The sequence below is a fragment of the Luteibacter sp. HAY1-4A genome (genome assembly GCF_056755355.1).
In genome coordinates, this window is the sequence record NZ_JBNDHZ010000006.1 from 22,638 (window position 1) to 35,791 (window position 13,154).

At 66.8% G+C, this 13,154-nt stretch carries 12 protein-coding genes; 7 read left to right on the top strand and 5 right to left on the bottom strand.

The window, feature by feature from the left end; all coding sequences use genetic code 11:
* Positions 1-8: 8 nt before the first annotated feature.
* Positions 9-1,049: an aminopeptidase gene (locus tag ACPYOD_RS02985; protein ID WP_481300245.1), complete on the top strand. Its 1,041-nt coding sequence runs from the start codon at positions 9-11 to the stop codon at positions 1,047-1,049.
* 94 nt (positions 1,050-1,143) lie between these two features.
* Here ACPYOD_RS02985 and ACPYOD_RS02990 read toward each other — a convergent pair whose 3' ends face one another.
* Positions 1,144-1,956, bottom strand: coding sequence for a c-type cytochrome (locus ACPYOD_RS02990; RefSeq protein WP_481300246.1), 813 nt, complete (start codon positions 1,954-1,956; stop codon positions 1,144-1,146).
* A gap of 82 nt (positions 1,957-2,038) precedes the next feature.
* Here ACPYOD_RS02990 and ACPYOD_RS02995 point away from each other — a divergent pair, with 82 nt between their 5' ends.
* Both ACPYOD_RS02995 and pncB read left to right on the top strand, forming a co-directional pair.
* A complete protein-coding gene (locus ACPYOD_RS02995) occupies positions 2,039-2,422 on the top strand; it encodes a thioredoxin family protein (protein ID WP_481300247.1) in 384 nt (127 codons plus the stop codon).
* Positions 2,419-3,600, top strand: coding sequence for a nicotinate phosphoribosyltransferase (gene pncB, locus ACPYOD_RS03000; RefSeq protein WP_481300248.1), 1,182 nt, complete (start codon positions 2,419-2,421; stop codon positions 3,598-3,600). Before ACPYOD_RS02995 ends, pncB begins: the two co-directional genes overlap by 4 nt.
* Before the next feature lie 94 nt (positions 3,601-3,694).
* On the opposite strand, the gene ACPYOD_RS03005 is transcribed toward pncB, so the two are convergent.
* Positions 3,695-4,144, bottom strand: a complete 450-nt coding sequence (locus ACPYOD_RS03005; RefSeq protein WP_481300249.1) for a glycine zipper 2TM domain-containing protein — start codon at positions 4,142-4,144, stop codon at positions 3,695-3,697.
* Positions 4,145-4,260: 116 nt separating this feature from the next.
* Here ACPYOD_RS03005 and ACPYOD_RS03010 point away from each other — a divergent pair, with 116 nt between their 5' ends.
* Entirely contained in the window at positions 4,261-5,688 is a 1,428-nt protein-coding gene (locus tag ACPYOD_RS03010) for a cryptochrome/photolyase family protein (RefSeq protein WP_481300250.1), read from the top strand.
* 121 nt (positions 5,689-5,809) lie between these two features.
* Here ACPYOD_RS03010 and ACPYOD_RS03015 read toward each other — a convergent pair whose 3' ends face one another.
* Both ACPYOD_RS03015 and ACPYOD_RS03020 read right to left on the bottom strand, forming a co-directional pair.
* Entirely contained in the window at positions 5,810-6,979 is a 1,170-nt protein-coding gene (locus ACPYOD_RS03015) for a cation:proton antiporter (protein ID WP_481300251.1), read from the bottom strand.
* A gap of 57 nt (positions 6,980-7,036) precedes the next feature.
* Complete coding sequence (locus ACPYOD_RS03020; RefSeq protein WP_481300252.1) at positions 7,037-8,509, bottom strand: MFS transporter; 1,473 nt, start codon at positions 8,507-8,509, stop codon at positions 7,037-7,039.
* A gap of 101 nt (positions 8,510-8,610) precedes the next feature.
* Between ACPYOD_RS03020 and ligA the strand changes: the two genes are divergently transcribed.
* Genes ligA through gloA2 form a run of 3 tightly spaced genes read left to right on the top strand, consistent with a single transcriptional unit; the run spans position 8,611 to position 12,336 of the window.
* Positions 8,611-11,001: an NAD-dependent DNA ligase LigA gene (ligA, locus tag ACPYOD_RS03025; protein WP_481300253.1), complete on the top strand. Its 2,391-nt coding sequence runs from the start codon at positions 8,611-8,613 to the stop codon at positions 10,999-11,001.
* Positions 10,998-11,948, top strand: coding sequence for an EF-P lysine aminoacylase EpmA (gene epmA, locus ACPYOD_RS03030; RefSeq protein WP_481300254.1), 951 nt, complete (start codon positions 10,998-11,000; stop codon positions 11,946-11,948). Before ligA ends, epmA begins: the two co-directional genes overlap by 4 nt.
* A gap of 4 nt (positions 11,949-11,952) precedes the next feature.
* A complete protein-coding gene (gene gloA2, locus ACPYOD_RS03035; protein ID WP_481300255.1) occupies positions 11,953-12,336 on the top strand; it encodes an SMU1112c/YaeR family gloxylase I-like metalloprotein in 384 nt (127 codons plus the stop codon).
* Between the two features lie 127 nt (positions 12,337-12,463).
* On the opposite strand, the gene ACPYOD_RS03040 is transcribed toward gloA2, so the two are convergent.
* Positions 12,464-13,150, bottom strand: a complete 687-nt coding sequence (locus ACPYOD_RS03040) for a DUF2461 domain-containing protein (protein WP_481300256.1) — start codon at positions 13,148-13,150, stop codon at positions 12,464-12,466.
* Between the last annotated feature and the right edge of the window lie 4 nt (positions 13,151-13,154).

Genomic DNA, 13,154 nt, shown 5'->3' on the forward strand with positions numbered 1-13,154 from the left:
ATGGCTCGATGCGCATCGCCGTCGCCGCCATCCTCGTGCTCCTCGTTTCGGGTTGCCGTTCGGTCGGCTATTACGCCCACGTGGCGCATGGCCAGGTGGCGCTGCTCCATGAGCGGCGCCCCATAGCCAAGGTGCTTGCGGACCCGAAGGTTCCGCAAGCCACCCGCAAGCGGCTCGAGCTTGCGAGCGAGGCCCGCCGTTTCGCGTCCACGCACCTGGACCTGCCGGACAACCGCAGCTACACGTACTACGTGCAGCTCGATCGTCCCTGGGTGGCGTGGAATGTCTTCGCCACGCCGGAGCTCTCGGTGGCGCCGGTGACGCACTGTTTTCCGATCGCCGGCTGTGTCGCTTATCGCGGCTATTTCGACCAGGGCCTCGCCCAGCGGGAGGCGAAGCGCGAGGAGGCGCTGGGCCACGACGTGGCCATCGGCGAAGTGCCGGCGTATTCCACGCTGGGATGGTTCGCCGACCCCGTCCTCAGCAGCATGCTGCGCTGGGACGACGACGAACTGGCCGGCACAATCTTCCACGAGCTTGCGCACCAGAAGATCTACGTGAAAGACGATTCGTCGTTCAACGAGTCGTTCGCCACGTTCGTGGAGCGCGAAGGCCTGCGCGAGTGGCGCTCCGCGAGGAACCTGCCCGTGCCGGACGGGAAGGGCGATGCGCTGGAACGCGCGTTCACGCAGCAGGTCCTCGCCTTGCGCGATCGCTTGAAAGACATCTATGCGCAGGCGTGGCCGGACGATGCGAAGCGCGTGGCCAAGGGCGAGGCGTTCGAGGATTTCCGCGGGCGGTACCTCGCGTGGCGCGATGGTGAAGCGGATGGCGACCATCGCTACGACCGCTGGATGTCGCGCCGGTTGAACAACGCCTCGCTGCTGCCGTTCGGTCTCTACGACACGTGGGTGCCGTCGTTCGCTGCGCTGTTCGAGGAAAGCGGCCGCTCGTGGCCGGCTTTCTTCGCACGGGTGCAGGCGCTGTCGAAGCTGCCGCCCGCCGAACGTACGCAGGAACTGCAACGCCGCGCACCCAAGGCTTTGTAGGAGCCGCTATAGCGGCGAGGAAAACTTGCCCCACCGCATCGTCACTTCGTGGGCTTCTCGCCGCTATAGCGGCTCCTACAGGGCGGGGCGTGTGTCAATGGGGCGCGTTGGGTCTCCTGCCCGCCATGTGCTTCAGGTAAGCCACCAGGTCGTCCAGGTCCGCATCCGAAAGCACCTTCCTGTCGAAACCAGGCATCTTCGCCTGCGGCCAGCGCCGGAGGTCCTGCGGGTTGCGCACGAGCGTGCGGAACATGTCGTCGCGCAGGTATTCCGTGGGGCTGTGCGGGATGTTGAGGTCGGGTCCGAGCTTCGCGTCGCCCAGGCCGTTGAGGGTGTGGCAGCTGAGGCAGTTGCGCTGGAACACGGCGAAGCCGCGCCGGGCGGGTGCGTCGGCTGGCAGCGACGCCGCCGGTTGCATGGCCGGGAAGCGTGCCGCCGGAGCGGCAAGGACACGGATGGACGCCACCTGGTAAGGCCACTGCTCCGGGCCCACGTGTCCCGCCTCCGGATGCAGCCACACGAGGTAGAAAGGGCCGGCACTCGGCTTGCCGTCGCCCAGGGCCGGCCATGCCGCCCCCGGCGGCTCGATGGCGAGCCAGGCTTCCGCGCCCTTGGACGCCAGGACCAGCGACGCCGGCACCTCGGCCGCGAAACCGTCGAGGGCGACGAACTGCAGGTGCGCGTCCGCCGGCACGCCGGTCAGCAGGGCGCGCAGCGGAATGGCGCGGTAGCGGGTGGTGCGATGGTAAGACACGTCCCCCGGCACCTCGATCTCCTTGGCATCGGGCCGGGCGAGCAGCTGTTCCGTCGTGAAGGTGCGCGCACCGTTGCCGGTGTCGACGACCAGGGTGGCGGCCGGGGCCAGGCCGGCGCAGAGCAGGAGCAGACAACCGAGGAAGAGGCGCACAAGGGATCCCTGGTGGAGGTACCCTCGGATTATCGCCGCATCGACCCCATGTCGGCTGTTCGACCCGATCACGGATTTTCCCATGTCCGATACCAGCGTCCCCGAGTTCTTCCAGCGTTTTCCGATGCAACGCATCGTCGACCGCGAACTCGACGCCAACCTGGCCGCCGACGACAACCGCATCGCCATCCTCTTCCTGTGGGGGCGTGACTGCCCCAACTGCGATATCGCGAAGCGCCAGATCCTGCTGACACCCGAGCGATTCGCGTGGCCCGAAGTGCGTTGGCTGCACGACAACGTCTACGACGATCCCACCATGGCCACCCGCTTCGGGCTGCATGGCATTCCGGCGTTCTTCCTCTTCCACCGTGGAAAGAAGCTCGGACGCATCACCTCGTGGCCCGGCACGCAGCCGTTCGTGGACGCGGTGAACCGGCAGATCGCCGCCACCGGCGCCAGCGCATGATCGTCCAATCCCTGCTCGACACCGACCTCTACAAGTTCACGATGATGCAGGTGGTGCTGCACCAGTATCCGGCCGCGCAGGTCGAGTACCGGTTCCGCTGCCGCACCCCTGGCGTGAACCTGGTGCCGTTGATCGGCCGCATCCGCGAGGAGCTGGCCGCGCTGTGCACGCTGCGTTTCACCGACGACGAACTGGCCTACCTGGGCAGCCTGCGCTTCATCGACAGCGACTTCGTCGACTTCCTCGGGCTGTTCCAGCTCAACGCGAAGTACGTGACCATCGAACCGTCGGCGAAGGCGAACGGCGAGATCGAGATCGTGATTGCCGGCCCCTGGCTGCACACCATCATGTTCGAGGTGCCGCTGCTCGCCATCGTGAACGAGCTGTATTTCCAGGCGACCTGTCCCGGCGTCGAACTCGACGAGGGCAGGGCGCGCCTGCGCGCGAAAATCGCCATGCTTCGCGATACGCCTGGATACGAGAGCGTGCGCATTGCCGACTACGGCACGCGGCGACGCTTCTCGCGCGACTGGCACGGGGAGATGCTGGGCATCCTGCGACAGGAACTGGGGCCGCAATTGGCGGGTACCAGCAACGTCTGGCTGGCCATGCACCAGGGGCTGGTGCCCATCGGCAGCATGGCGCACGAGTACCTGCAGGCGTTCCAGTCGCTGGGCCCGCGCCTGCGCGATTCGCAGACCGCCGCGCTGGAAGCCTGGGCGCGCGAGTACCGGGGCGACCTCGGCATAGCGTTGTCCGACGTCTATGGCCTGGAAGCGTTCCTGCGCGACTTCGACATGTACTTCTGCAAGCTCTTCGACGGCGCGCGGCACGATTCGGGCGACCCCATCGTATGGGGCGACCGCGTGCTCGCGCATTACGAAAAGAACCGGGTCGACCCTCGCACGAAGACGCTCGTCTTCAGCGACAGCCTGGACATCCCGCGGGTGATGGAGCTGTACCGGCACTTCGCCGGGCGCTGCCTGCTCTCGTTCGGCGTGGGCACCAACCTCACCAACGACGTGGGGCCGGAGCCGATCAACATCGTCATCAAGATGACCCGCTGCAATGGCCAGCCGGTGGCGAAGCTCTCGGATTCGCCGGGGAAGAGCATGGGTGTGGAAGACCCCGACTACATCGCGTACCTGCGCCGGGTGTTCGACCTGCCGACGGTGTAGTCGTGCACGTGTGGGAGCCGCTTCAGCGGCGATAAGTACGTGCCCGCTGTCGCGGGATCGCCGCTGAAGCGGCTTCCACATTTGTTCCAGTCGATTACTGCACGCGCGTCACGTTGCCCTGGTCGTCGACCACCACGATGTCGCCTTCGCGAACCGCCGAAGCGTCCTTGACCTGGACATTGGTGTAACCGCCGGTGCCCATCTTCAGGCGCAGGGTGTAGCTCTCGCTGCCGCCGCCCTTGCCGATGGCGTTGCCGGCGAAGCCGCCACCCACCGCGCCGCCGACCGTGGCGAGGGTGCGGCCCTTGCCCTTGCCGACCTGGTTGCCGAGGACGCCGCCGGCAATGGCGCCGATCACGGCGCCGGCGGTGCCATGCTCGCGCCCGGCGGTAACGTTGTGTTCGATGCTCTGCACCACGCCGCACTGGTCGCAGCGCACGTAGATGCCGTCGCTGCGGGTCAGGACGGCCGCCGACGCGGGGGCGGCGATCGCCGTGGCGAGCAGGGCGGCCAGGGGGAGGCCGAGGACGGTCTTGATATTCATGGGAGCTCCTTGGGGACGACCTTGGAGGTGGTCATCTGCCGCCACAGTCTAAGCCTGTTCACTGAACGGAGATGGAGCACGATTCTCACTTCACGCGTTGCAGGGATACTGTAGGGATGACCACCGCCATCGTCTGGTTCCGCCGCGACCTTCGCCTTGCCGACAATCCCGCGCTCCATGCCGCGGCAGCCGCCCACGATCGCATCGTGGCCCTTTATGTACACGCGCCCGAGGAAGAGGGCGAAGGGGCTCCCGGTGCCGCCGGCCGCTGGTGGCTGCACCACTCGCTGGAAGCGTTGGATGCTTCCCTTCGCGCCCGTCACGGGCAACTGGTGGTGATGGCCGGTGCCAGCCTCGACGCCCTGCGCCATGCGGTAGCCGGCGCGGGCGCCGAAGCGGTGTACTTCAACCGGATCTACGAACCGAAAATCCTCCGGCGCGATGCGAACATCCGAAAGGCGCTGGAAGCCGATGGCATTGCTGTCCGCTCGTACAATGCGTCGCTGTGGTGCGAACCGGGCGACATCGCCACGAAGCAGGGCGAGCCGTACAAGGTGTTCACGCCCTTCTGGCGCATCGTGCGCACCCATGTCGAAGGCAGGGAACCCTGGCCGATGCCGCCACGTATCGCGTCGCACCCGGTGAACGACGGCCTTCCGGGCCTGACCTCAATCGCTGCGCTGGGCCTGCTACCCACGCGCGATTGGGCCGCAGGATTCGCCGGGTGGACGCCGGGCGAGCGCGGCGCGCACGAGATGCTTGAGCTATTCACCGACGATGCCCTGGCGCACTACGCGGAGAGCCGCGACCTGCCGGCGCGCCATGGCACCTCGCGTCTTTCGCCGCACCTGCACTGGGGTGAGGTATCCCCTGTCCAGATCGTCGCGTTCCTGCGCGACCGTGCGGCCAGGCAACGGAACGGAGCGGATCCGGAGCCGTTCCTGCGCCAACTGGGCTGGCGGGAATTCTCGCAATACCTGCTTTACCACTTCCCGAAAACCACGAAGGAAAACTTCAATCGCACCTTCGACGCGTTTCGCTGGGCGGAACGCGATGCCCACGCGTTGCGGCGTTGGCGCGAGGGGCGCACCGGTATCCCGATCGTCGATGCCGGCATGCGCGAGCTGTGGGCCACGGGCTGGATGCACAACCGTGTACGCATGCTGGTGGCCAGCCTTCTCACGAAGAACTTGCGTCAGCATTGGGCGCTCGGCGAGCGCTGGTTCCGCGACACGCTGGTGGACGCCGATCTCGCCAACAACGTGATGGGCTGGCAGTGGGTGGCCGGAAGTGGCGCGGATGCGGCGCCGTATTTCCGGATATTCAACCCGGTGACACAGTCGGAGAAGTTCGATCCCGACGGCGCGTACATCCGCCGCTGGGTGCCCGAACTGGCGCATGCCCCGGGGCGGCTGGTACATGCGCCGTGGGAGGACTCGTCGTTCCTTCAAGGCTCCGGTTACCCGCCGCCCGTAGTGGACCTCAAGACGTCGCGAGAGGCGGCACTCGAGGCGTACCGTAAGCTGCGTGTAGCCGGGCTATAGAAGCGGGCTTGTGGGAGCCGGCTTGTGGGAGCCGGCTACGCCGGCGATCCCGCGAGCGGGTAGGCTTGCCGCGAGCACCCATCGCTGCTGAAGCAGCTCCCACATGAAGCAGCTCCCACAGTTACTGCTTTTCTCGTAGCAGAAGTGCCAGGACCGGCGGTGTGACCATGGCCGTGAGCAGCGACATGGCGACGATCACCGCGTAGATCCGCTCGTCGAACACGCCGGCTGCGAGGCCCAGCGCGGCGATGACCACGCCCACCTCGCCTCGCGGCACCATGCCGAAACCGACGATGGTTGCACCGCGCCGGCCCAGGCTGATGGCGCCGAGGAAGCCGCCGGCCAGCTTCGAGACGATGGCGATGGCGGTGACGACGGCAAGCATCCACAGGGCGCTGGCGTTACCCAACTCCGCCAGGTTCACCTTCGCGCCCGTCACCACGAAGAAGAACGGCGTGAGGAAGGCGAGGAGCGGCGCGGTCTGTTCCTCCAGCTGATGCCGCTGCCGGGTTTCCGACGCGATCATGCCGGCGAGGAAGGCGCCGATGATGGCGGCCAGGTGGAACTTCATGGAGAGGTAGGCGAGGCCTAGGCACAGCGCCAGCACGATGGTCAGCGACGACATCGGGCTGCTGGGCTTGTCGAGCCAGCCCGAACCGCGGCGCATCACCCGCGTGCCGCCCCAGCCGATGACGGCGACGAAGCCCACGGCGCCGAGCAGGGTCATGAGCAGGCTGCCCACGTTCACCGCACCGCCGCCTTGCAGGGACGAAACGATGCCGAGAAGGAGCATGGCGAGGATGTCGTCGATCACGGCCGCGCCCAGGATGATGCGGGCCTCGCGCCGCTGCAGCACGCCCAGTTCCTGCAGCACACGGGCCGTGATGCCGGCGGAGGTGGCCACGAAGGCGGCGGCCACGAACATGGAGCGGATCCAGTCGAAACCGGAGCCGTGGGCCCAGAGCGACCCGAGCGCGAACGGGATGATCACGCCGAGCACGCCGACCAGGAAGGCGCTGACGCCGACCTTCTTCAGATCGTCGAGGCGTGTCTCCAGGCCCACCGAGAACAGCAGCAGGATGACGCCGACTTCCGCCAGTACATCGAGCGGGGTGCCGACGGCGATGTCGGGCAGGGCGACCCAGCCGAGCGCGGAAGGGCCGATGGCGCAGCCCGCGGCGATTTCGCCGACCACGGACGGCAGGCGCAGCCTCTGCGCGATTTCGCCGCCAATCTGCGCGGCGACGAAGATGATGAACAGGGTCAGCAGGATGCCGGCGGAGTCATGCATGGGATCGTTCCAGATCGAGCCGCGAAGGAAGGCGCGGTGTCCTCTTGGTTATACAGTTCAGGCGGTGGCGTCGGCCACCCTTGAACGCGTGTCGCGCAGCCGGCTGAAGATCCAGCTGGCCGCCAGCGTGACCATACCGAGCACGATCACGGACCAGCGGAAGGCCCAGACGTAGCTGCGGGCGTCGTGCGAGCCGAGGAAACCGGCCATGAGCAGCGAGGCGAGCGCGATGCCGAAGCTCATCGACAGGTACTGCGCCGTGGACGCCATCGACGAGGCCATGGAAGCGTGCTTCACGTCGAGGTCGACGTACGCCAAGGTGTTCATCGACGTGTACTGGAGCGACATGACGGCGCCGTATACGTAGACGAAGGCGGCGATGAGCCAGGGCGGCGTGGCCGGCGAAAGCAGCGCGAAGGCGCACAGCACGGCCGACACGGCGATGGTATTGCCCAGCAGCAGCTTGCGGTAGCCGAAGTGCGTGAGCAGCCGGTCGATGAAGGGCTTCACCGAAATGGAGCCGATGGCCTGCGGCACCATCATCAAGCCCGCCGCAAGCGGCGACCAGCCGCAGCCGATCTGTAGGAAAAGCACCAGCAGCAGGTACATGCCCGACACGCCCAGCCGCGTGAACAGGTTGCCGGCCAGCGACACCCAGACGCTGCGCACCTTCAGCAGCGACAGGTCGGTGACTGGATAGGCCGTACGCCGGCTGTGCCGCACGTACAGCGTCCCCAGCGCCAGCGCGCCGAGCGCGTAGCCGGCGATGGACGCCGCATGGCCCTTTCCGCCGACCGTTTCCGCGGCCATCAGGCAGAGCGCGGAAGCGCCCGCGAAGAGGAGGAAGCCGAAGGTGTCGAAGCGGTGTGCTTGGTCGAGCCGGTAGTCCGGCATCTCGCGGCGGTTGAGGATCAGCCCGACGATGCCCACGGGCACGTTGATGAGGAAGATCAGGCGCCAGCTGGTGAACTCGACCAGCAGGCCGCCGAGAAGCGGCCCGAACACCGAGCCGAGCAGTCCGAAGGTGGCCACCGTGGTCATCGAACTGACGAACTCCCGGCGGTCGATGCTGCGCACCAGCACATAACGGCCCACCGGCATGAGCGCGGCACCGCCCAGGCCCTGCATGATCCGCGACAGCACCAGCTGCGGCAGCGTCTGCGCCACGCCGCAGAGCAGCGAGCCGAGCGCGAACACGAGAATGGCCCCGCTGAACACGCGGCGCGTGCCGAAGCGGTCGCAGAGCCACGGGCTCATGGGAATGAAGATGGCCAGGGTCAGCACGTAGCTGGTGAGCGCCGTGCGCATGCTGAGTGGTGTGACCTGGAGCGCGCCGGCGATGGCGGGCACGGCCGTGTTCACGATGGTCGAATCCAGCGCCTGCATGAAGAACGCGGCCGAAACGAGCCAGATCAGGCCGCGATAGCGCGCCTTGCTGGACGGCTCCGCGGGTGCGAGGGCCGGACAGTCGGTCGGAAGGGCTGGGACGTCGAGGGAATCGCTGCGGCTGCTGACGTCTTGGAAGGGCATGGCCTGGGGATTATAACGGATGGGATTCTTGCTTTTGCCGCGCCTTCGGCCGACAGTTCAGGGTCGCGTCGGTCGAGCCGCACCATCACGGACCCTGCACAATGCCCCAAGCCATCGCCCCCGTCGAAGCCGTCGAGCGCGCACAGGCCCTGCGTCGACTCATCGAAGACGCGAACTACCGGTACCACGTGCTGGACGATCCCGACATCGCCGACGCCGAGTACGACCGGCTGATGCGCGAACTGGAAGCATTGGAAGGCCAATACGCCGACCTTGCAACCGACGATTCCCCAACACGCAGGGTCGGTGCGCGCGCGCAGGGCGGTTTCGCGGAGGTGGTGCACGCCGTGCCGATGCTCTCGCTGGGCAACGCGTTCGAGCAGGAGGGCGACACCGATCGTGAGAAATATCGGGAAGTGGCCGACTTCGAGCGCCGCATCGAGCAGACCCTGGGCCGCCGGCAGCCAGTGTTCTCGGTGGAACCGAAGCTCGACGGGCTGGCGATCAGCCTGCGCTACGAGGACGGCGTGTTCGTGCAGGGCGCCACGCGTGGCGACGGCGCCGTGGGCGAGGACGTCACCGCCAACTTGCGCACGGTGAAGGCCATTCCCTTGCGCCTGCGTGGGAATGACTGGCCGCGCCTGCTCGAGGTGCGCGGCGAGGTGATCATGCCGCGCGCCGCCTTCGAGGCCTTCAACGAACGCGCCCGCGCCTCGGGCGAAAAGCCCCTGGCGAATCCACGCAATGGTGCTGCCGGTTCGCTGCGCCAGCTGGATCCCGCGATCACCGCGAAGCGTCCCCTGGCGTTCTTCGCGTATGCCGTGGGCCGCGTGGAGGACGGCGACCTGCCCGACACGCATTCGGCCACGCTCGCCAAGCTGCGCGAATGGGGCTTCCCCGTGTCGCCGGAAGTGTCGACGGCGAAGGGTTTCGAAGGGCTGATCGCGTACTACCGCCGCATCGGCGAGAAGCGCGACAGCCTTCCTTACGACATCGACGGCGTCGTCTATAAGCTCGACGACTACGAAGGCCAGGAAGAGATGGGCTTCGTGTCGCGCGCGCCGCGCTGGGCCATCGCGCACAAGTATCCCGCGCAGGAACAGATGACCACGGTCGAGGGCATCGAGATCCAGATCGGCCGCACCGGCGCCGCCACGCCGGTGGCGCGGCTCACGCCGGTGCAGGTGGGCGGCGTCACCGTCACCAACGCCACGCTGCACAACGCCGACCAGATCGCGCGCCTCGACGTGCGCGTTGGCGACACGGTCATCGTGCGCCGTGCGGGCGACGTCATTCCCGAAGTGGCCCGCGTGGTGTCCGAGCGACGCCCCGCGAACACCGTGCCATGGCACATGCCCGCGACATGCCCCGTCTGCGGTTCCGAACTGCTGCGCGAGGAAGGCGCCGCGGCCTACCGGTGCTCGGGCGGCCTCATCTGCGCCGCGCAACGCAAGGAGGCGTTGATCCACTTCGCATCGCGCCGTGCCATGGACATCGACGGCCTGGGCGATCGCTTCGTCGACGCGCTGGTGGAATTCGACATGGTGCACACACCGGCCGACCTCTACGGGCTCACCGTCGACAGCTTCGTGCGCATGAAGGCGTTGGCCGACGAGCGCGACGGTTCCACGCCGGAAACGGTGAAGCAAGGCAAGGTCGCCACGAAGTGGGCCGAGAACCTCGTGGCCTCCATCGAGGCGAGCAAGAAAAGCACGCTGCCGCGTTTCCTCTTCGCGCTGGGCATCATGCACATCGGCGAGAGCACGGCGAAGACGCTGGCCATCTGGCTCGGCTCGCTCGCCGTGGTCCGGCGCACGCCTGCGCCTGTCTTGCGGGTGCTGCCCGACATCGGCGACGAAGTGGCCACGTCGATAGCGGCCTTCTTCGAGCAGGAAGGCAACGAGAAAGTGGTGGATGCATTGTTGGCGGCCGGCATCACGTTCGCCGACGAGGGTGCGCCGTCGCCGAAGCTGCGCGACCGCCTGGGCCTCGACGTGCTGCTCGAAGCGGCGAAAGTACCGAAGCTCGGCCCGAAGAGCACCGCGCTGCTGGCGAAAACCTATGCCAGCGTGCAGGAGCTCGTGTCCGCCGGTGAACATAACTGGATCATCGCCGGTGTACCGTCGGCCGCCGCGGCCAACCTGTGGGCCTACATCAGCGATCCCTCGAACTATCGCAAGCTCACGAACGCCTACGTGGACATGGCGTGGCTGCTCGACCAGCTTCCGGCGAAAGCCGCGACGACGCTTCCGCTGGAAGGACACACCTATGTCATCACTGGAAGCATGGAATCGCTGAAGCGCGACGATGCCACCGAGCGGCTGGAATCGCTGGGGGCGAAGGTCGCGGGGTCCGTGTCGAAGAAGACCACGGCCGTTTTCGCCGGCGAAGCCGCGGGCTCCAAGCTCGACAAGGCGAAGGAACTGGGCGTGCCGGTCTATACGGAAGCCGACCTCATCGCGTTGCTGGCGGAACACGGAGCCGCGCCGTGAAGCACATCGGCCAGCTGCGCCTGCGCGCCACCACCTATGGGCGGATACGCAGTTTCTTCGCCGCGCGCGGCGTGCTGGAGGTGGAGACACCCATCCTTTCCGCCGCCGGCAACACCGATCCGAACATCCGGAGTTTCCATACCCGATTTGGTGGTCACGTGGATGCCGGTGCGCCGGACCGCTGGATGCGCACGTCGCCGGAGTTCCCGATGAAGCGGCTGCTCGCGGCCGGTGTCGGGGATTGCTACGAGCTTGGGCGTGTGTTCCGCGACGGCGAAGCCGGCGGGCGGCACAACCCCGAGTTCACCATGTTGGAGTGGTACCGCGTGGGCTGGGATGAAGCGAAGCTGGCCCGCGAAGTGATCGACCTGCTGGAAAGCTTGCTGATCGAAGCCGGCCGGACCTTCGACGTCGTGGAGACCACGTATCGCGGGCTTTTCCGAGATGCGCTGGATGTCGATCCGCTCACCGATCCGCTGGAACGCCTGCAGGCACCGCTCGCCGAGTTCGGCATCGATCCGGAAGGCCTGGAGCGCGACGACTGGCTCGACCTGCTGATGACCCATCGGATACAGCCGGCGTTCCCAGCAGACCGTGTCACCGTGGTATCCGACTATCCGGCAAGCCAGTGCGCGCTCGCGCGCATTCGCCCCGGCGATCCGCCGGTGGCCAAGCGTTTCGAGGCGTACGTCGGGCCCTATGAACTGGCCAATGGTTATCACGAACTCAATGACGCGGCGGAACAGCGCGAACGCTTCGAGCGGGACAACGCCAAGCGCCGCGCACGCGGCCTGCCCGAGATGCCCATCGACGAGAACCTGCTGGCGGTGCTGGACACCATGCCCGACTGTGCGGGCGTCGCGCTCGGCATCGAGCGGCTGCTGATGGTGCTGGCGCGCACGGACGCCATCGCCGACGTGCTGGCTTTTCCTTTTTCGGAGGCCTGAGCCGATGCTCGAAGCCATCCACCACGTCGCGCTCATCTGCTCCGACTATGCGCGGTCGAAGGCTTTCTATACCGAAGTGCTGGGCTTGAAGGTGATCCACGAGGCGTACCGCGAGGCGCGCGATTCGTGGAAGCTGGATCTGGAAGTGAGCCCTGGGGTGCAGCTGGAGCTGTTCTCGTTCCCGGCGCCACCGAAGCGGCCGTCGCGACCGGAAGCGCAGGGGCTGCGCCACCTGGCGTTTTCCGTGAGCGATATCGATGCGGTCGTGGCGACGCTGGCGCAGCGTGGCGTGGTGTGCGAACCGATTCGCGTCGACGAATACACCGGGCGGCGCTTCACCTTCTTCGCCGACCCCGACGACCTGCCGATCGAGCTTTACGAGCGGTGACGATGCTGGCCCGCTGCCGCGGGATCGCCGCTGAAGCGGCTCCCACAGAGGCTACGACTTTGAGCACCCTGAGGCGGCCCCCCAGGGACTACGGCTTTATGTGGGAGCCGCTTCAGCGGCGAATACCTCAGAATTCCAGTTCCTGCGCCGCGCACAGATAATCCACCATCGGCGCCAGGCGCTTGAAGTTGTCCACCACGAACGGTAGCAACTCCGACGAACACGCCATCGCTTCGTCGAAATCCTGACCGGCGGCGAAGTTCTTCCGCTTCAGGTCCTCGATCAGCTCATGGCTCGCGTCGAACCCGCGCGGCGGCCGCGACAGGCTCTCGCCCCAGAAGGTGAAGCGCTCGACGAACGCCTTCGAATGCGTGGCGCGTTTCCACGCACCGGGGTTGTCCGCGAGAAACTCCCGCAGCTTCTTCAACACCGGCGGCTCCGGATGCCACATGCCGCCGCCGACGAAGCACTCGCCCGGCTGGATGTGCAGATAGAAGCCCGGCGCCTGGATCTCGTGGCGGCGTTCGTGGAAGAAGCGCGAACCCTGCCAGCCCTTGTATGGCTGCTTGTCGCTCGCGAAACGCGTGTCGCGATGGATGCGATAGAGCGAGCCGCCGACCTTGCGCGTGTCGGCACGGAAATGCGGGCTGATCTTCTGCAACGGCGCGGCCAGGTCGCCGATGAGCGCAAGGAACGGCTCGCGCACGTGGCGCTCGTAATCGTCCTTGTGCGCCTGGAACCATTCGCGGTTGTTGTTGCGCATCAGCGACTTGAAGAAGCGGAAGGTGGAGGGCGTGAAGTAGGTCTTGGACATGGTC

Coding starts and splice junctions, on each gene's coding strand:
- ACPYOD_RS02985 (WP_481300245.1), top strand. CDS start 9: ATGCGCATCGCCGTCGCCGCCATCCTCGTGCTCCTCGTTTCGGGTTGC.
- ACPYOD_RS02995 (WP_481300247.1), top strand. CDS start 2,039: ATGTCCGATACCAGCGTCCCCGAGTTCTTCCAGCGTTTTCCGATGCAA.
- pncB (WP_481300248.1), top strand. CDS start 2,419: ATGATCGTCCAATCCCTGCTCGACACCGACCTCTACAAGTTCACGATG.
- ACPYOD_RS03005 (WP_481300249.1), bottom strand. CDS start 4,144: ATGAATATCAAGACCGTCCTCGGCCTCCCCCTGGCCGCCCTGCTCGCC.
- ACPYOD_RS03010 (WP_481300250.1), top strand. CDS start 4,261: ATGACCACCGCCATCGTCTGGTTCCGCCGCGACCTTCGCCTTGCCGAC.
- ACPYOD_RS03015 (WP_481300251.1), bottom strand. CDS start 6,979: ATGCATGACTCCGCCGGCATCCTGCTGACCCTGTTCATCATCTTCGTC.
- ACPYOD_RS03020 (WP_481300252.1), bottom strand. CDS start 8,509: ATGCCCTTCCAAGACGTCAGCAGCCGCAGCGATTCCCTCGACGTCCCA.
- ligA (WP_481300253.1), top strand. CDS start 8,611: ATGCCCCAAGCCATCGCCCCCGTCGAAGCCGTCGAGCGCGCACAGGCC.
- gloA2 (WP_481300255.1), top strand. CDS start 11,953: ATGCTCGAAGCCATCCACCACGTCGCGCTCATCTGCTCCGACTATGCG.
- ACPYOD_RS03040 (WP_481300256.1), bottom strand. CDS start 13,150: ATGTCCAAGACCTACTTCACGCCCTCCACCTTCCGCTTCTTCAAGTCG.